This is a genomic window from Sphingobacterium sp. BIGb0116 (assembly GCF_024808035.1).
Classification (GTDB): domain Bacteria; phylum Bacteroidota; class Bacteroidia; order Sphingobacteriales; family Sphingobacteriaceae; genus Sphingobacterium; species Sphingobacterium paramultivorum.
Genome location: NZ_JANUDT010000006.1, coordinates 404605 through 423943, shown reverse-complemented (window position 1 = coordinate 423943; position 19339 = coordinate 404605). Strand labels below are relative to the sequence as shown.

Sequence of the window (19339 nt, the reverse complement as noted above, 5' to 3'; positions counted from 1 at the left end):
ACTGCAAAGGTAGAAATCTTTTTTGAACTTCCAAAAACTTTTTCAAGTTTTTTTTCTTTTCCCTTTTTTCGATTTCCGCGTTTAAAATAAACTGAACGGGATTTTAAATCCTGTCAGGCTTCTCTTAAACCCTTCTTTTTTTCATGGTTCCCTCTTTCGAAGCAACCGTTCCTCCCTTGCGGAGTGGTGCAAAGATAGGGAGTTTTAACAATCACTTCCAAGCCTTTTGTTCTTATTATTTTCATTTCGCCCTTAACTGCCTGTAACGGTGCGAGATTCTTTTTGTAAAACAGGTGATCGGAGGGCCAGGATGGCAGATCCGGCCCCCAGATTGGGCCTTTGGAGAACCCCAGGTCATCATATAGAGTATGGAGACAGGCTTCGCATCGGATCTATTACCAATTTCGTTCAACTTTTATTCCTAATTAAAAGGGGTATTACAGGGGGATAGCACCGCTTTAACAGGGGGTTAGCAGGGGTGTACCCCCTATTAACCCCCTGTTAAAGCGGTGCTATAGTGCTGTTAATTACAAATCAATATTCAATTTGAACATAAGCAACGCAACAACAGAGCTCCGCAGCGTTTAATACCATCGATATACATAATAGAGATAGGACGTGACAGCGAACCGCAACCGCAGCGGAATAGAGGATGGCGGAACCAGTCTAAAGTAAACCTTGATCAATTCTCATTTTGGTATAGCTTTTACTCAAGGTTTACTTAGGGTTTAGTTAGGGTTTGTTTAGGTATAGCTTAGGTTATACCTAAACAAACCCTAACTAAAAGCTAACTAAATACCAATTAAAATCTAGCTTAAAGAAGAACTAAATAAAAGCGAATAAATAGAACACTACACAAATAGCCCTAAAAGTGTCCCAGCATCCAACCAGAATCGCCATGATATAGGCATTTTTGGAGGGTTTATGGGATTAAAGAAAATGAGCAGGAGAAAGCGTTCAGCTTGTAAAACGTTTAGAATAACGACTAAGTTCAAAAGACATAACAACCAAACAAAAGGCTCCGAATCAATTTAGATGATTCGGAGCCTCAGACATTATTATAGTTTACATTCTCTAGTCTCTTAATGCTGTAAGATCAGCCTTAGGCTTGGGCAAGTTCATGTTTTTAATTGCCAGGCGGCAGGCATCAACCATTTCCTGCGTCATGGTATAGGTATACTTTCCATAATCGTCGTATTCCAACGTACCAACAAAAAAGAATCCGTATTTATCAAAGAAATCCGTCAAATCCAATTTGGCCACTTCGCAGGCTGTTTTAACAAAATTCAGCTGATGAACGGCAGGATTGCGCTCTCCCATCATTCGATCGGAGCTCCAATCTGAACGCTGTCTTCTGGGTTTATTCATATTCTGCTGACGGAAGGCTTCAAATAGATCCGCATAAAAATCGGAACGTTTTCCTTCGCCCTCAAAATAGAGCTGTAACTGCCAAAAAGGAATCAAACGATCGAATACATCCGGATCTGACAAATAAGAAATTCGCTTTTCAATAATATTGGTCTTCGCTTTTTCAAAATTGTTCTGTTCTGAAACCCGAGTTTTATTACCAAACGAACGTGTTACGTATAAGGAGAACAGGTTGTTGCTCACTTCACCCAAGCCACCCCAATTAAACATTGGACGTGTCTGGTGTACGTGGCCCACCTCATGACTGAAACCCCAACAAGGATCCCCTTTAATCACCGATTCTGGCGTTACCACCATTTTCATCGCGTAACCAACTTTATCACCCATATAGGCAACACCATCTCCATCACGGAACATGTAATAATTATAGTTCACCCGCGCCAGAATACGATTTTTAGGTACTTTATTATACTTCTCCAGTCCCATCAATCGATGTTGCCTATACACCAGCGAATCATAATTACGAATTAGCTCGACGCCTTTTCCATAAGCATACTGTTTCAATGCCTCTATTGGATAAGCGGTCTGAATATGCTCGCCTTTTGCATCCATAATCGGGAATACAGCATGATCGATCAGACTATCCCATTCCTTATTCCCCTGTTTTTTAAGATCAAAGTAACCGTTTACCTGCCCTGTCGGAAAATGAACACTAATCGGGTTTTCCTTTTCAGGTTCTTCCGAGAAATAATCGATATAAGCTAAACTTCCGTAATCATCGAGCTGGATAATGTTCACGCCATTCTGCAATCTGAATTCCTGTTTTTCCAATCCCCAACCTTTCGGGTCTTTTGTAGGATCCTGCGGATTAGGGGCTTTTCGCAACCAGTTGGGTACAACAAGGTTTACCTCTTTACCAGCTGCAATACCGTCCACGATAACAATATGCTTCCCTTTGGGAAGATACACACCGGTCATATTTTCATATTTACTGTAACCGTCCCCAATACTTAAGTGATGTCCTAATGTTGTCGGATTCAACAAGGCATAATAAGTTGCATATTTATAATCCTTATTATAGTTGCCATCAAGTATAGACTGCGCAACCCTGCGCAGGGTAGTATCAGCAATCTGATTGAGCTGTTTTTTCTTAATCCCCTTTTTTAGTGTTAATGCCAGAGGATCTTCGAATACAGAAAGATCGGCATAGGTTTGTTTAAAATCCTGAGCGGTTTGAGCTTTTAGATTGACGGTTAGTATAAGACCTAACCCGAAAGCGATAAATTTTCTTTTCATCATTAATTTAATGTAATATAAAAATAACCAATAGACCACCGCAGCAATTAGGACAATTTACATCGCTAGCGTTGATGCAAAGAATAACTCAGGTGTAAAAACAAGTTTGTCATTACATTGAATTGCGGATTTAAGTTCATATTCTGTTGTAGGCTTTAAACCAACAATTCGTACAAGAGTAAGTTTTCCCACACCAGTGAAATAAGCTCCTATTGAATTTATTGGATCCGTTTGACTCCACTCTTGATTAGATCCCTTTTCTCTATATAATACTACTATATTTACATTAATTTTATTATCAGTTGGATATAATACAAATAACTCACCATCTTCCATCCATAAATAGCTCCCGTTTCTATCAATGACAGAGGGAAAACTGGGATAAGCCAATGTTGGGGGATAAGTGCATGATGCGCTTCCTCCGGACTGAGAAATATTCAATATTGCTGTTTTTGTAATTGGGGACATTGCGGATCCCGTCTTGGATTGATAAGAAACGGTAGCTACAACCGTATAGCTAAATCCCTTAATTCCATAAAATATCGCATTTCCTCCTCCGGCACCCAAAACGCTATTCATAACAGTTCCGTCTGTCCCATTACAACTAACGCTCACCTCAGTAACCACATAATTTGGATCAAAGTTGCTTAGACTCACATTTGCCGTAATAGCCGTCCCTGTACTTGATGCTTGCAAAGTAACTGTTGGCTGCGTAAGCTGATTAGCCTTTAAAACTTGATTTGGAGAATCTACATTTTTAACAACATCGTTAACATCGGGCTTTGAACAACCTGAATTGATACCGATCAAAACACATAATAGAATAAGGAAATTAAAATTTTTCATAAAAATTTAAGTTTAATTAAAAAATATAAAAGGGTTATAATTTTCTGTTAGCAAAAAAAGGGAGAGTATTATTTCACACTCTCCCTCTCAATATATTCAGTTATAATCTAAACACAACGCTTCCTACTTCGCTGTGGGATTTTTCGTCGCTTTTAAATGTAGCTCATAAATATACTTTCCGGCTTTGTAAATCTTCGTATTAAACCTTATGTTAAGTTTAACAGGTTGATCATAAGTCAAATACTTCATATCCGTTGGCGGGTTCCAGTTTTTAGTATCCGCATAGTCTATTGACTGAATCCATTTTGATTGGATTCTGTAATAGCAGTTGATACCATTCGACTGACTATCCCAATATACATCCGGGAATCTCACCTGCGCATAATCGTAGACCACAGCAGTATCTGTAACTGTTGTTTTATAAGCAAAGGTCGCTAATGTTTTAAGGAAATCATTGCCAGATGGTCTTCTGTCCAAAGCACTACCAGGAAATAATGCTCCATTTTTGTCGTAAACTTTCAATACAATTTGATTTGGACCGTCTGCTACACGTTTAATATTTAAGGTCAAACTAGTACTCTGCCCTTTGGTCTGATCAATCCATTGATCATCATAGGGGAAACGGATACCTGTTTCGCTATTTGCCTCAACCGCGATAAAGTAAGGAACATTTTCATAGGTATATTCTTTTACCGCAGACAACTTGATTGTTGTTATATTCTTATAATCTTTTGTACCCTTTGGATTTTGAACGCGTATATCGACCTCATATTCTCCCGTAGGTACATTATCTGTCGCTTGGGTAAACATAAACTGGCCGCTTTTTTCTAAAACTGTAAACGGCAGTTTCTTCTCTATACCTCGTTTACTATTAATCAATTCAAGTGTTGTATCTGTTTTCGGATCATATTTCTCTTTCCAAACAGTAACGTCATATTCCTTAAAAAAAGTTTCTTCTCGCTTGCCAGTTGCTTTATTACGGACATCCAAAAGAGTGACAGTAAACGGCGGCGTTGAAGCATCTGGGATAATTCCAGTTGCTATATAGAACGTTCCTTGATCTACAGCAATCGGATTTGATCCATAACGGATATTGTCACTTAGGTAACCAACTTCAATTTTCTTACAACCTGCATACATTAAGGATGCCAATACACCGATGTATACAAATATTTTATATCTATTTTTCATATCAATACCAATTAAATTTATCTTCTAAATGCCCAAATATGCTGGTTGTTCAACACGTGTATTATACCTGTTGTTGAAATAATGCCCGACGTCTGACAGAGCAATTTGGTGTCATTCAGATTTGCTTTTCCTGAAGGATCAGATAATAAGCCATTTTTCATGACATCACGCTCGCCATAGATCTTGGTTAAATAGAGCAATTTAGGTCCTTGAGAAATGACACCATCCTCCAAATAATCATCACTACTTGATTTTTCCAAGGTCACCAAGAGTTTTGTCATTGGTTCCTGTGTCTGAAACATAGTTCCCGTTTCGGTTAAATTATCCCGGACGATACGATCAGAGAAAAGATAAACACTCATCGTGTCCTGGAGCATTTTTTGTGGATAATATTTAAACAATGAATCCAGATTAAAGTTAAGTCGTTCATCCTTTTTACGCCATTCATTCTGTTTCGCTAACAGGAAATTACGAATGGAATAATTTGTTGGGACAAAAAAGGTTCCCGCGCTGTTTACTTTATCTTTTAGTCCAGCTTTATCGATAATCATCAAGGTCGTATCAAATAAGTGCTGTGGATGCGATTTCAAGAAATCATAGGTTGTCATATTGACATGTGGATCACTTACGCCACCATCTATTACCGCTTCTTTTTTACAACTAAAAATTGTTACCAAAGCAATAATACTTAAATATATAAATGTATTTTTCATGTTGATTCGCTTAATATTTACCCATCCAATAAGGATTCTGTGAGATTAATCGGTTCGAGTTTAAAATGCTGTTCTCGATTGGGAATAGATAACCTTTTTGTTCCATACGCGTAGCATCCATACTCCAGGAAGCCAACTGCACGAAAAGATTATTATTTTTCGTTTTCCAGGCATTTCGAACAATATCAAAGTAACAATGACCTTCACCAATCAATTCACGTTGTCTTTCTTTCAATATATCACGCTTTAGATTTGCTCCACCGCTGCTAATCATGGTTTTGGCACCTGCTCTGCTTCTGATCGAATTTACAGCTGTCAACGCTTCACCATCCTTTCCAAGCGCATTTAAAGCCTCCGCTTTTAGCAAGATCATATCGGCCAATCTAAAAATCACCAAATTACTTTCAACCCTAGGATCCGAGTTTGTCGCCGCATTTTTGTAGACAATATCAGAATACTTCATCAGCGAATTATTTTGCGAATTGGTGATATTTCTAAAGAAGTCAGTTCTTCTGGTATCCCCATCTTCCTCCTTACCATACATTTCCTCTAATTTTGTATTTGTCACATAATAGACTGGAACCAACGACGGCATATTTACGTATATACTACTACTTACCGTAATAAAACCCACTGCTCCTGAAAATACCCCCATCCCTTGATAAGACGCAGATTCATTTTCCGCATCCTTATTTGTAAACACGAATATGTTTTCTTTCGCGCTCGCTTCCTTAAAAACGTTTCGGACATTTCCTTTTGTCTGCAATGCGAAGAGATCTGGACGACTGATAATAGAGTCCGCGTATGTTACCGTTTTCGCGTAGTCATTTTGCCAGGCAGTCGCATGTGTTAACAAGGCCAAAGCTGCAGCTTTATTTGCCCGACGACGACCAAGCCCGTCAACCCCTTCCCAAGTCAATAAACTTGAGGCTTTCTGCGCATCACTAACAATAAACTTCAAGATCTCATCGGTCGACGTACGGCCAATCAATACAGCCTGATCAGCTGTCTCCGTTGGTTCAGTTTGTAAAGGTAAGTCACCCCAAACCCGTGTCATATAGAAATAGGAAAGTGCACGCATAAAATATGCTTCACCAAGAAGGTAGTTTTTGGTTCCAGCTGAAAATTTATCTTCCGAAATGTCCGGAATCCTCTTGATAATCAAATTAGCTTCATTTATGACTCGGTACCAGTTTGTCCAATTAAGCCCGCCCCCTTCTCGATAGGGCAATTTAAAGCTACCACTCGTATAGATATCCGAATGCAATGTACCCTCGCTGGTTGTCAAAATTCCAACAGGGGTATCTCCCCATGCGAAAAAAGCTTGGTTCGTCACCATGGCTTTTCGGAATAAACTGTACATTCCCAACGTAGCACCCGTAAAATCCTTTTCATTCTTCCAAAAGGTATCCGCATAGGTATCATTAATTAAATTATTCTCCAATTGCTTGTTACATGATCCTAGAATCATAGCGGAGAAAAGAGTCGCGACTACTCCTATCTTTTTATATGTTATTTTTAAAATCTTCATATTGCTAGCTATTAAAATTCGAATTGAACACCTAAAGTATACTTAGATGGCAAAGGGTAGCCGTCACCATAATCAAAGCCTCTCGCATCAACCATTTCGGCATCTACACCTGAGAATTTTTGGAACATGTGAACGTTATCCACTGTACCATATAATCTGAGTGAATTAATTCCTAAACGATTCATCCAAGGATTTTGACCTTTATTGAAACGATATGCTAAGTTGATATTTTTGATGCGCACGTACCATCCTGGCTCCATAAACATCGATTGACCGGCTCTCCAAGCATACAATCCCATATATGGATTTGCCGCAGGGTATCTAGCCATATCGCCTTCTTGTCGCCAAAAATCATACTTGTCTAGATCTCCGATCGATGCTTTAGATAGGTCTTTAGGATTTCCGTAGAAGAATCCATTGGACATACGGCGCGCAAAAGTACTGTTGATAATATCTCTTCCTAAGGTAAAAGTTGTTAAAACTTGTAAAGAGAAACCTTTATAGGTGAAATTATTGATAAAACCACCGGTCACTTTAGGATTGGGATCGCCGAAAAAGGTCATATCATTTTCACCAATGGCATCTGAAATTTTGTAATCACCATTCACATCCACCCAATTTGGATATCCCGGCTTAAGTGTACCCCATTTTGTTGCGCCTACCGCTCCAGTGTATGGGTTTACGATAATATCATTGGATGAACTAATGGCTCCATTCACAAGATAACCATAAAACATGTTCAGGGGTTTACCCACAACATATACACCTTGATCATAATATAAGTCTCGGTTACCATTAGGCAATGCTGTGACAACATTCTTGTTAAACGATAAGTTCAGTTGCGGAATCCATTGGAATTCTTTACTCTTTTCAAATACTTTTCCCTGGATATTAATCTCGATTCCTGAGTTCCGCACTCCTGCAGCATTCGTAAAAGTTTGCAGGTAGCCTGAATACTCTGGTATCCAGATTTGCAACATCTGCCCTGTCGTTGTTCTTACATAGGTGTCAAAATTGACAGTAAGTCTGCCCTTTAATAGGTATGCATCAAATCCAGCATTCCAAGTATCTGATTTCTGCCAGGTGATGTTATCATTGGTTATACCTGAATAGTTTGGAATAATTGCTGTGCCACCGCCATAAGTATTTCCAGAATTTCCTGGATAAGATCCGTCTCCGGCAACAAACGCATTATAGCGATCATTATCACCGATGCTACTTTCATCACCCGTACGTCCCCAGCTAGCACGCAGTTTGAATTCATCTACCCATTCTTTGGATTCCATAAAAGGTTCTTCCGAAACAATCCATCCAGCACCTACCGATGGGAAATATCCCCATTTGTTATTCTTACCGAATCTTGAAGAAGCATCCGCTCTCCATACGGCATCCAACAAATATTTACTTTTATAATCGTAATGAAACGCACCAAGGAATGACAACTTCGCATAGGTCGATTGATCAGAATATCCATTTAGGTTTTGAGAACTCACACCTTTAATCACTTGAATATTGTCATTTGGGATATCCTTTCCTAACAAATATAAACCCTCATTTTTACGCGTCTCATATTCCTGAACTGCCGTAGCCGTGAAGTTATGTACGTCATTTAAGGATTTTGTCCATAGTAAAGAGTTGGTCAACAAATATTTTCTGTACTGGGTATAAGTCGATTTCGCATAGGCTAGACCATCAGTATTTAAAATAGATGGTGAAGCAAAATCATTTTTTGCCGTAGAATAGTTAATAATACTACGTGTGCTCAAGCGGAAATCTTTTAAGAAGGTATATCTTAACTCACCGACTCCACTTAGGTCCACATTAATATTATCGTTGCGCTGATAGTCATAGGGATTCACAATACTATTGATATCGTCTTGACTCATACCCAGCAATGACGTTGGCATATCCACTGGATTGATAGCAAAAACATTACGGTATCTATTAGTTTTTAAGAACTCCGTACTGCCTTTACCGTCCATGCGTCTGTTTGTTGAAGCCTTGAAGTTGGTCAGAAATTCCAATTGCTTCGTGATATTAAAAATCAAGTTACTTGTAAAAGAGTAACGCTTTAGACCAGTACTTTTTACAATTCCTTTTTCATTATACATCCCGCCGCTGACCCTATAGTTTAAATTCTCGGTAGCCCCCGAAACGGAAAGGTCATAGTTTTGTACGTACCCAGATTGATAAAATAAGTCCTGATAATCATTGTTATTGTTAAATGCTGGATTCAAACTATCTGTCAATAACTGAGGTATTGTTTGAAGTTGAGCATCATTCGCAAACTTATAAATCAATTCCAGTTTCTTTCTTCTTTCTGCCGCACCGATCAATGTAGCAACTGTTGCAGGTTTAGTCACATATCCTTGATAGGTATTTAGGCTAAATTTGGGACGCCCCAGCTGACCACGCTTTGTCTTGATCAAGATAACACCGTTGTTCGCTCTCGCTCCATATAGCGCTGCTGCCGATGCATCCTTCAAAACGTCAACAGACTCGATGTCATTGGGGTTTAGACTTGCAAGAAAGTTGGTTCCAGTAACATTAAAACTTTTGATTTCATCTTCTGATGTAGGAATTCCATCAATGACATACAATGGGTTACTCGTCAAATTGTCCGCGTCAAAATCATTATTCGAGCGAGGAATATTAGTATTCCCGCGAATGACCAAAGAGGTCTTCATTCCAGGTTGTCCGGTGAAGTTCTGCACGTTTACTCCAGGTAACTTTCCTTGAAGCAACACGTCGATACTAGCAGCAGGAAGATTCTCAATATCTTTACTGGTGACGCTGGCAATCGAACCGGTACTTTTTTTACGATTGATTGTTGTATATCCTGTCACAATCGCCTCTCCGAGTTCGTTACTTGATTCAACTAGATTCACTGAGACATTTTGCCTCCCTCCTAGGGCTATCTCCTGCGTCTCAAACCCTACGCTTTTAACAACCAGAATATCATCTGATTTGGCCTGGATTTCAAATGTTCCTGTACCATTGGTTGAGGTGACAGTTTTTGTATTATTTTTAATAAAAACCGTTGCTCCAGGGAGAGGTCGGTTATTGTTTAAAACTTTTCCCGTTATCTTCGATTGTGCAAAAGAAAATAACTGAAAGAGCATTAGGCTAAACAGAAGCGGGATTATTCTCGTCCACTTCCTTTTGGTGTAGATGTCCATTTCCATAAATTGGGTTTGGTTTATAGTGTTCTTTTCAACACTAAAATCTTCCAATTTATCAATATATCAAAACCTCGATTTTACTAAAAATGGTGCTTTTGAAAACACAATCGATTGCGTTTTGTTACGCAATCGATTTCGCTATTTTCAAAATGTTAAAAAATCTTATTTTTTTTGTAACGTAAAAAACTTTTTCCATAAAACGTACTGTATTTCGTCCATCTATGCAGTGTAATTCCTAAATCAAATTCTCATCAAGGAAACTCCACCACATACGTCCGGTTATCGCGCCAGGTATTATAGGTACTTTTTCCAACTTGATTGATCACATAGCCATAGCCGCGATTGGGACCACTGGACAAGCTGTTGTTACAGATATGTTTGAGTCTTACACCAGGTTTTACCGGCACTTCCACCGAACTTTCAATGCGAATCGGATTGACCAGCACATCATATATCCCAAAAGCATAGGCCTCATGTTGCTGTACCGCATCGGCAACTTTATAGGCCGCATATCCGTCACGCGTTCCATGCTCACTTCGATAGGCTGCCTGATTCGGCGCATCGTAAGGGCTTTCACATTGAAAGAAATAGGTGCGGCCATAATTACCGGTCCAATAGGTTTGATACTCCTGAAAATGTTCATTGAACAATGCATACATAGTCATATGGTCTCCATTGACCACCAAGCCATTACGTGTCGTATTAATATCCCAGCCAACACTGCCCTTCACCCCATGATCGGCACGCCATATCCAAAAGTGATCACCAATCACATCATTGCTATTGATAATAACCGATTGGTCCACATGAACTTTGTCGGCCCGAAATCCGCCAATACGCAGAAATAGATCTGCCAACAGGGTTGGGTTACTGTCATGTCTTATCCCGCTCTTCTCCTGACCGACCTGAATCAAACTATGCGAACTATAATGCGCGTCAAACATCAATGAGGCAACAGTGACACCTGCAACATCATCAACATCAATTGCCGTCTGCGGATTTGCTGAGCCGGGTATCAATGTGGCTAACCCAAGTCCAAGTATGATGGTATTGGCCTTGCTGACATGAAGGGGTTCGGATAACTCATACATCCCAGGTGTAATCAGCAAATGCTTGCCATTCCCTAACTGTCGGTTCATCTCCGCTGCTGAATCACCGGGTTTGACAACATAAAAATCCTTCTCCACATCAATAATATCTCCCGCCCCCATGTTGTCCCGTGTATAGGATACGCCTCTATGATTATGCTTTAGCGCTGGTCGAAACACCTTATATCGTCCATCTTTGTCAAAAAACACAAAGGGCTTTTCACGAATCACGGGTGTCGTTGGAATGACTGTCACATTGCCGCCTTCTGCCCAATTATTTTGATAGCTATTCTTATCAACAGAAGGTCCAAAATCGACCCCCTGAAAACAATAATTGTATTTAATTTCTTCAAACTTTCCTCTTCCTTTGTTTAGAAATGAGTTTCGTGTATACCACTGCTGTTGGTTTTTGGAGCCTGCAGCTGCTTCAAAATAGCAGTCTGCGGTATAACCACCACTAACCCATCCATTTGCCCACTGATTGCGCACCACTCGTGTGGAATAAATACGACGCAAGGGGGCGGCTTGGGAAACCGCCCATTTAAATGTTTGCCTCTCTTCATAGCTCTCCGGACCAATGACAGACAGATTCTCAGCAGCACGCCAGAATGTACAGGTCCCATTCCCATCGGCAAGATGAGGCGGCGTGTGTATATTTGAAATCGCAACATCATAAGGCACTTTGCCCAATCCAGCAATCTGCACATAAAAAGGAATCTTCAATAATCCAGCATCCTTGTAGTCGCCCGATTTGAAAAGCAATGCATAACGATGGGGACTAAATTCTTTTCCGAACATCTTTTCATGGAGCTGATTGACTTCATTGCCGACACGCGCCTTATTATCTGTTGGACTATAAACAAACGTATTTTCACCAAACAGCTGGAGTTCTAGACTCAAACGTGCAACAAGTTCTCCTTTTACGGTCTGGATTTCATAATAATAATCGTATGGACTACCTACGAGCACTTGATCCACAAATTTGGGCTGCGTGACTTTGGCAATAGTTTGATAATCGCCCAACCTGCCCTGGCTCCGTCGGATAAGAAAGGGCCCTTTTATCTCTTTATCGGTCAGCCGTTTACTAAAGTTAAGGCATATTCGCCCCTTTTGTATGAAGACTTCTGGACTTCCTTCCTGGGATTTATCTTTCTCAACAGCGGTTTGTGCCCTGGCTTTTGCCGCAGTCTTTTTCCTTAGGCCATTTGGTCTTTCCGCTACCTCACTTAGATCAGGTTGATGTACCACAACGGCGGCTACTGTAGTTCCTTGCGCCCCAGTATAGGCTGGTTTAATTAGATTATAGTTATAGCTTGTTCCTGCAAGGACGGGTTGTATCATCAACAACGCTATAATAGGCTTAATATAGTTTCTAAATGGCTGCATAAGTTTTATTTTTTTATGGGTTGACTGACTGGTTTATCTTTTTAAGTCGGATCGCATTCAGCATAGGTTCACCTTTCTTAGGAATAAACGAAATCACTAAGTTACCATCGTCGTGCACTTTCACCTGAAATTTTCGACGAAGGATCCTAAATGCCCCGGCTTCAAGCAACACATTTAAATCCGTAGCAAGCGCATGGTCTCCAATGCGAATGTCAAAAACGCGATCTATCCCATTTTGCTCCTGTTTCTTCTCTCGCTGCTCGAGATCATATAAGAGATTTTCCTTGTCATTCGGGCCATCCAATTCGGCAAAAAATAATTCGACCTCGTAATTGCCATTAGGCAGATCAAATCGGTAGGATTCCAATCCCTGCAATTGTGTCTGGAAGAGCGGATCATCTTCTGTACCTCTAATATTCACATCGGTTCCCAGGTTTTCACGGCCTGTATTTTTTAGACGATATTTCTCGCCATTTAAATAGCCCCAGCTTCCCCTTTCATAAGGCTGGTCTGGGAACCACCGATTTCCCATGGAGTCAATGTATTCTCGATTGTCGCCAACATTGATGCGGAGTTCTTGCCAGTCTTTATCCTTCTTCAGATCATAAGGCAATACCTCACAATCCATTACGGTTTCATCGATAGAACTTAATTTTCCGTTATGGAAAGCCTGGGCTTTCACAGTGTGTAATCCACGGCTTAGGTTTACAGGCCATAATATCATCCGATCCACAGGCTTGCTTACGCCCAACGACATACCATCCAGCAGGAGTTCCACCGAATCAGCATTACTGAATATGGGCAGCTTTAGCCATCCGGATCCTATTAATGCTCGGTCCGGTTCAGTCCTTACAGCCCATTTTTTTTCAAAAGTACCTCCTATTTTTACAAAAGGGACTTTCTTGAGATAAGCTTGATATAGAAAGTAGCTATCCTTCGCTTTCCGGTCCCAGGTCAGCAATCCTTTGGTATTGATATGTGGCATGCTTTCCTCCCTGGTCTCCGAATTAAAATCGGATAAATTCCATGCCACCCCGCCAGCGACAAATGCTTTCTGTAGGATATCATTGAGATAGCCCTGATGGTACCTAATAGCATATTCAATACTTTTGTCGAAACGAACTGGTTTATCCGAATGTATTCGATAGTCGGCATCTGCTCCATATTCGGTTACCAATAAAGGTTTCTCGGGCAGCTGTTGATGAATATGTTCTAACTGCTTGCCAAAATCTGCAATTTTACCACCATACCAGCCCGGATACAAATTCCAGCCCACAAGCATAGGAACCTTGGTCAGCCCCGTCCGATGATAGAGATCAAAGTTCCCATGATTGGCGATCATCGTATAGCGTGTAGAATCTTCTGTTCGTGTGAGCGTTTCCAGTTTTTCCGCCAATGATACCACTGATTTAAAATATTTTTCCTGACGTTCTTTATCTTTTGGAAAATGGGGCCGAAGAAAGATTTCGTTCATATAACCCCAGATAATGATACTCGGATGGTTAAAATATTGTCTAATCATCTCCTTCTGCATCTGAAAGCTATGATCGGCAAAAGCAGGGCTTTCCGTAATCTCGTTTACAAGCGGAATTTCCACCGATGCCAACAAGCCCAAGCTGTCACAGGCTTTCAATACGGCAGGATCCTGCGGATAATGTGCCACGCGCAGGAAGTTACCACCCATCGCTTTTAATTTCACAAGATCCTGTACTTGTAGGGTATCGGGAACAGCATTGCCCATACCTTTAAAATCCTGGTGTCGGCTGGCTCCTACTAATTTTAGTGGTTTCCCGTTTAAAAAAAAGCCTTTTTCGGGATGGAATGAAAACCAGCGGAAACCAACGGAATTATCCAGATGATCCAGCTGTCGGCCCTTGGAATCATAAATCCGCGTTATTAAACGATACAAGTACGGCAAGTCTGGCGACCACAATCTTGGGTGCTCAATTTCAGCCATGTTCAATTGGAAATTGTTCTGTGAATGAGGTTTCAGATTTTCTTTCTGCTGTACTTTTTTTACCGCCACCCCATCGGCATCCACAAGCGTAGTTTCAATCACAATAGCTTGTTGTGATGCTGAAGCATTCTGAATAGCTCCATCAAGATTAATTGTCGCATTTTCTCGGGAATCAACTTTTGCATTTACGCGCAAACCACTACTTCCGTAAACAGGATCTGCAAAATGGATCTGATCCAACAGCAGCAAAGACACTTTTCTGTAAATACCTCCAAAAAAAGTAAAATCGCCACTTAATGGCGCGATATCCTGATTGAAGCGATTGGTGACCTGAATGACTATCGTATCTTTTCCATTTACTCTTCGATTGAGATAGTCTGTAATGTCGACATTGAAAGCCGTATAACCACCAATATGTGCTTTCACCTGTTTACCGTTGACAAATACGGTTGCTTCCTGATTGGCGGCCCCTACATGAAGTACTATTCGTTTAGTTTGCCAGGCGGTTTTCCAATAGAGGGTGTTTTGATATTGGGTGGCACCACGATAATAGCCAGGCGTATCGTCCATGACATCAGCTATATTCCAGGTATGCGGTAGATCAACAATCTCTTCCCTTTGTTTTTGTTTAACTATACGGTCTGTGGAAGATTCCTCCTTCCTGAATTTCCAGTTTGACGAGAAATCAACTGAAACTCTTCCATCTAGTACGGTTTGCGCATGTACGCTCGAAGAGAAAAATAGACAGGCTATATAGCCTAGGCTGATGAGTTGTTTAAATATAATATTCATGTATAGCATTTATGTTGGTCGATCCAGTGCGTGCAGCACCAGTCTTGTCCAACCTGATTTTTCATTTTTTTTATGTTTTTTACCACTTGTTGTCAGGATGTCTTTTACCTTGCTTGCATAATTCCAGCAGGTACTCTGCCGAATACCCAATTTCTGCGAAAGCTTATAGGAAGAGATATCGCCCTGATGGAAATGGACGAGATAAACCAGATAAAAAGCTTTATTAATTGGAATACGTACGTTTTCAAAAATCGTATTGTTCAACACAGATTCTTCATAGGTACACTTGGTGCACCTTCGGCTATAGGGTGTTTTACCGACACAATAGTTATCGTACCCACATTTTATACAACGGTATTCTTTTTTCCATTTCAGCTCGGACAAGACCTTATAACAGGTCTCCTTATCTGGATATTTTACCCCAAATTCTTCAAAATTCATTTCCTTGGAAAGCACCCGATCATCGGTAATCCGTTCAATATTGGTCTGTAGGTTTTTATTATCCTTTGTCAACAACTGGTTCATCCGGCCAATCTCTTCCGACTGAGCCCATAACAGGCTATTCATCTCTTTCAGTTCGCGATTCTGATCGTTAATAATTTCGGATTTTTCAAACAGTTCTTTTGATTTCTGTATCACTTCCAGCGTGCGTTCCTGCACTTTCCGTTCAAGATCTCTGTTGTGTTTCTCCTGGAGTTTCTCGTTGATCTGCATCTGTTCAATAACTCTCTTTTGCGCCCGTTCTTTCTTGCTTTTCAAGAGCCGAACTTTATCATGAATTGCGAATGAGAGAAAAGTCATCTCCAGTACAAAACCAAATGTGATGCTATAATGCCCGATCGAACTGGGCAGGAAACGCGCATAGCCCAATACATAGATTACCTTCATTACAAAGCCGAGGAAAAGAAACGTATAAGCAAGTACGAAATACCGGGCTGGACGATAGTTTTTCTTCCAAAGCCATATCCCCGAAAAAAAGGCAACTGACAATGGAACGATCTCAACAAATTTGTAGATAAACCAGTTCTGGTTAAAACTTAAGCAGTACAGAAAGAATGCTATTCTCAAAATAATGACCAGATCCAACAAACGATTCAATTTAGGTTCTTTTTCCTTTACATGCAGTAAGGATTTCGTAAATAACAAGGCAAAAACGCTGACACAGCAGACAAAAACTGCTGTTGCGTATTGATTGAACCAGGGATTTTCGGGCCATAGATACTGAAAAGCAATACCATCCGAAGACATCTCGTATAGTCCTACACACAAGATATAGAGGACATAATACAGGTATTGACGTCCTCTGACAGCAAAATACATGAGTAAATTGTTGAAACTAAACAGAATAATCATCCCATAGAACAGGCCGAAAGTAAAATATTCAGTCAGCGTATATTGAACAAAACGATCTAGGGTACGATAGACCAAAATTACGTTGACCATCTGTCTTGATCGTACCTTAAAATAAGCCTCATAAGTACCTTTCTGCAATGCAGGAATTAGAAATTCAAAATTCTTGTGCATAAATTGCCTATTCTCGAAATCGATCGAAGCGCCGGCCTGATAATGGACAAATCCACCAGTTCCATTTGGGATAAATGCCTCCACCAGATCGGCAGTCTGATCGAACAGTTCGATAATCCGGTCGCGGGATATGTGTTGATCAAAAGACATTCGCACCCTAAACCAATAAGTTGAGGATCGATTGAAATTTTTCGGATAGTATCGCTCATTAGGTTTAAATTGTTCTGCGTATTCCGGTGATCTTAATTCTGCAAATGACAGGGCATTGGTACTATCTTCGATATAGTATACTTCTGTGGTCTTAAAAATATGTTCGGCTGTACCGGGCAATAGCGCAATAGGCTTTTGACCAAATAGCAAACCCATTTGAAATAACAATAGCAATAACGCAAATCCGCGTATTCTCATCCTTTTTACAGTATACATAGCTCGTCTCACCTCTTTCTTTTGGTTATTTATGACCGGATAGGCATTCGTATTTGGATACGGATCCTATCCGGTTTTTAGAAGGTCAAAATAACAAAATTATCAGAAAGCTTATAGTGCTCATTTACGATCTGACCATCGCAACTAATCAACAATCTTATCGAGCGGCGGCACATTGTTTTCTGCGCCGGCATAACCCTGGTTCTGATTGATCATCCCGTTGGTATTAAATCGTTGCGCTGATGCAGGTACAGGCCATAGCACATGGTATGGAGCAATCTCATAATGTACCCCCTGTACAGTAGGAACCTTATCGCGATAGAAGGAATTTTTTTCAATAATACGGTCGTAGAAGAAATTGTTTTGTGCGAAGTTGGCCATGCTATATGTTTTGCCATTATAAGCAGGGATGCCAGTCTGTGCAAAAATATAGGCAATACGTGTCAACTCTGATTTACGTGCTTCCTCCCAAAAGAGTTCTCGTGCCCTTTCATCCAATACGGTACTGATAGTAACTTTTGCCGCATTTTGCAGTAACGCAGCATTTGCTCTTCCCCGAACGGCATTGATATCTGCCATAGCCTGTGCCTGCTGGCCCTTCCATACGTAGGCTTCTGCACGCAACAAGTATGTTTCAGCCAAACGGAAGACATACCAGTCCGTGTTTGTTCCACGCGGTGGATTCCAATTTGGATCTTCGGCGAATTGATTGGTTGAATTGATGAAAACCTTATAATGAGGCCATCCAAACCAGTGACGAATGGTATCCAACGAACCATTGGTAAACACTTTATTGATATTTTCTTTTGTAAACTGTTGGATCGGCTGACCATAAAGTTTACTGATTTCGGGGTCCTTTGAAGCTTTGATTGCCGGATTATTGTAAACAAGATCCGTCATATCCATCCACATTCCCTTTGCATGGCGGTAATCTGTCTGATCTGTCCATATTTCTTTGGTACTGTAGTACGTACCGCGATAACGACCAATGCCACGACCATACATCCGTGTCAATGGGATCTCTGCGCTCACAGCATCCACAATGGCTTGCAATCCGCCTTGTGGGATCTTTAAGTTGGCAAAATGCCAAGCTGGAACGGTATTCCGCATCAGCTGTGAACCAAGATCCGTACGGCCCTGCAGCGTTTGTCTGTCAATCACCAGGAATAAAGCCTCTTTATTTGCAGGGATTGCTTTGTTGTCCATGCGGTGTAAATCCCATACGACATTTTTAGATTGGTCTGCCGCGGTGCTACCAAAGCGGTTTTTCATCAGCGTGTATTTACCACCGTCAATGACTCTACTGGCAGCAGCAATAGCTCCGTCAAAGTCTCCCAATGCGAGATCTATCTTCGTCAACAGGTGATTGACTGCCCCATTTGTCACTTCCCCTTTATTAACACCATCTTTAACCCAGAGCTGTGCAAACTCCAGGTCTTCTTTCATCTTTTTAAGGATAACCTCTCTTTTGGTTGAGTAAAAATCATATTTCGGAGCCGAAAGATCTTTCAACTGTAGCGGTACATCGCCAAATTCGTGTACCAATCGATAATAAAAATAAGCGCGATAGAAATAAGCTGCGCCCAAGATTTCATTTTTCTGAGCCTCTGAACTATATGTTGGGCGATCGATATTACTAATCACCGTATTTGCCGACCGGACCGCAGCGAAAAAATTGGTCCAATACCAACCAATCTTATTGAAGTCGTCACTATTGAGGTTGGCATCAGGTGTGATCAATGAAACAAGGTTCTGAGCCGGTGTTGCCTTGTCTGTTGTTCCTTCCACAGCAACATCCGAGAAGATAGATTCGGTCAACATGGGAGCAGCATCACCAAAAAATTCGCCCCGCGCAGCTTTACCCAAAGCGTTCAATACACCCTTAAGAGCATCGACATTGTTTAGATTATCCGGAGAATACTGCGATAGCTGATCGGAGTCCAAAAAGCTCTTTTTGCATCCATGGACAGCCAACAAGGTGATTGACGCAAAAACGGCAGCTACTTTTATATTTATTTTCTTCATTTTCTTCGTTTTAA

10 protein-coding genes are annotated in these 19339 nt (G+C 40.7%); all 10 read right to left on the bottom strand.

Translation table 11 applies throughout. The features are described from left to right. Positions 1-1074 precede the first annotated feature (1074 nt). Positions 1075-2667, bottom strand: a complete 1593-nt coding sequence (locus M2419_RS16655; RefSeq protein ID WP_259255411.1) for a M60 family metallopeptidase — start codon at positions 2665-2667, stop codon at positions 1075-1077. 54 nt (positions 2668-2721) lie between these two features. Continuing rightward, entirely contained in the window at positions 2722-3510 is a 789-nt protein-coding gene (locus tag M2419_RS16650) for a hypothetical protein (protein WP_159730405.1), read from the bottom strand. A 123-nt stretch (positions 3511-3633) separates the two neighbouring features. Beyond that, positions 3634-4701, bottom strand: a complete 1068-nt coding sequence (locus M2419_RS16645) for a DUF5007 domain-containing protein (protein ID WP_159730403.1) — start codon at positions 4699-4701, stop codon at positions 3634-3636. A 17-nt stretch (positions 4702-4718) separates the two neighbouring features. After that, complete coding sequence (locus M2419_RS16640; RefSeq protein ID WP_159730401.1) at positions 4719-5414, bottom strand: hypothetical protein; 696 nt, start codon at positions 5412-5414, stop codon at positions 4719-4721. A gap of 10 nt (positions 5415-5424) precedes the next feature. Further along, on the bottom strand, positions 5425-6945 hold the full coding sequence (locus M2419_RS16635) for a RagB/SusD family nutrient uptake outer membrane protein (protein WP_159730399.1): 1521 nt from the start codon (positions 6943-6945) through the stop codon (positions 5425-5427). An 11-nt stretch (positions 6946-6956) separates the two neighbouring features. Next, positions 6957-10130, bottom strand: coding sequence for a SusC/RagA family TonB-linked outer membrane protein (locus M2419_RS16630; protein WP_159730397.1), 3174 nt, complete (start codon positions 10128-10130; stop codon positions 6957-6959). A gap of 248 nt (positions 10131-10378) precedes the next feature. After that, complete coding sequence (locus M2419_RS16625) at positions 10379-12601, bottom strand: coagulation factor 5/8 type domain-containing protein (RefSeq protein WP_259255410.1); 2223 nt, start codon at positions 12599-12601, stop codon at positions 10379-10381. Between the two features lie 13 nt (positions 12602-12614). After that, positions 12615-15350, bottom strand: a complete 2736-nt coding sequence (locus M2419_RS16620) for a glycoside hydrolase family 2 TIM barrel-domain containing protein (protein ID WP_259255409.1) — start codon at positions 15348-15350, stop codon at positions 12615-12617. Between the two features lie 9 nt (positions 15351-15359). Next, positions 15360-17282, bottom strand: a complete 1923-nt coding sequence (locus M2419_RS16615) for a 7TM diverse intracellular signaling domain-containing protein (RefSeq protein WP_259255408.1) — start codon at positions 17280-17282, stop codon at positions 15360-15362. Positions 17283-17444: 162 nt separating this feature from the next. After that, the gene (locus tag M2419_RS16610) at positions 17445-19325 is read right to left on the bottom strand and encodes a RagB/SusD family nutrient uptake outer membrane protein (RefSeq protein ID WP_259255407.1); all 1881 of its coding nucleotides are present in this window, start codon (positions 19323-19325) and stop codon (positions 17445-17447) included. Between the last annotated feature and the right edge of the window lie 14 nt (positions 19326-19339).

What these genes read in the sequence shown, in the direction of transcription:
- M2419_RS16655 (WP_259255411.1), bottom strand. Translation starts at nt 2,667, where the DNA reads ATGATGAAAAGAAAATTTATCGCTTTCGGGTTAGGTCTTATACTAACC.
- M2419_RS16650 (WP_159730405.1), bottom strand. Translation starts at nt 3,510, where the DNA reads ATGAAAAATTTTAATTTCCTTATTCTATTATGTGTTTTGATCGGTATC.
- M2419_RS16645 (WP_159730403.1), bottom strand. Translation starts at nt 4,701, where the DNA reads ATGAAAAATAGATATAAAATATTTGTATACATCGGTGTATTGGCATCC.
- M2419_RS16640 (WP_159730401.1), bottom strand. Translation starts at nt 5,414, where the DNA reads ATGAAAAATACATTTATATATTTAAGTATTATTGCTTTGGTAACAATT.
- M2419_RS16635 (WP_159730399.1), bottom strand. Translation starts at nt 6,945, where the DNA reads ATGAAGATTTTAAAAATAACATATAAAAAGATAGGAGTAGTCGCGACT.
- M2419_RS16630 (WP_159730397.1), bottom strand. Translation starts at nt 10,130, where the DNA reads ATGGAAATGGACATCTACACCAAAAGGAAGTGGACGAGAATAATCCCG.
- M2419_RS16625 (WP_259255410.1), bottom strand. Translation starts at nt 12,601, where the DNA reads ATGCAGCCATTTAGAAACTATATTAAGCCTATTATAGCGTTGTTGATG.
- M2419_RS16620 (WP_259255409.1), bottom strand. Translation starts at nt 15,350, where the DNA reads ATGAATATTATATTTAAACAACTCATCAGCCTAGGCTATATAGCCTGT.
- M2419_RS16615 (WP_259255408.1), bottom strand. Translation starts at nt 17,282, where the DNA reads ATGAGAATACGCGGATTTGCGTTATTGCTATTGTTATTTCAAATGGGT.
- M2419_RS16610 (WP_259255407.1), bottom strand. Translation starts at nt 19,325, where the DNA reads ATGAAGAAAATAAATATAAAAGTAGCTGCCGTTTTTGCGTCAATCACC.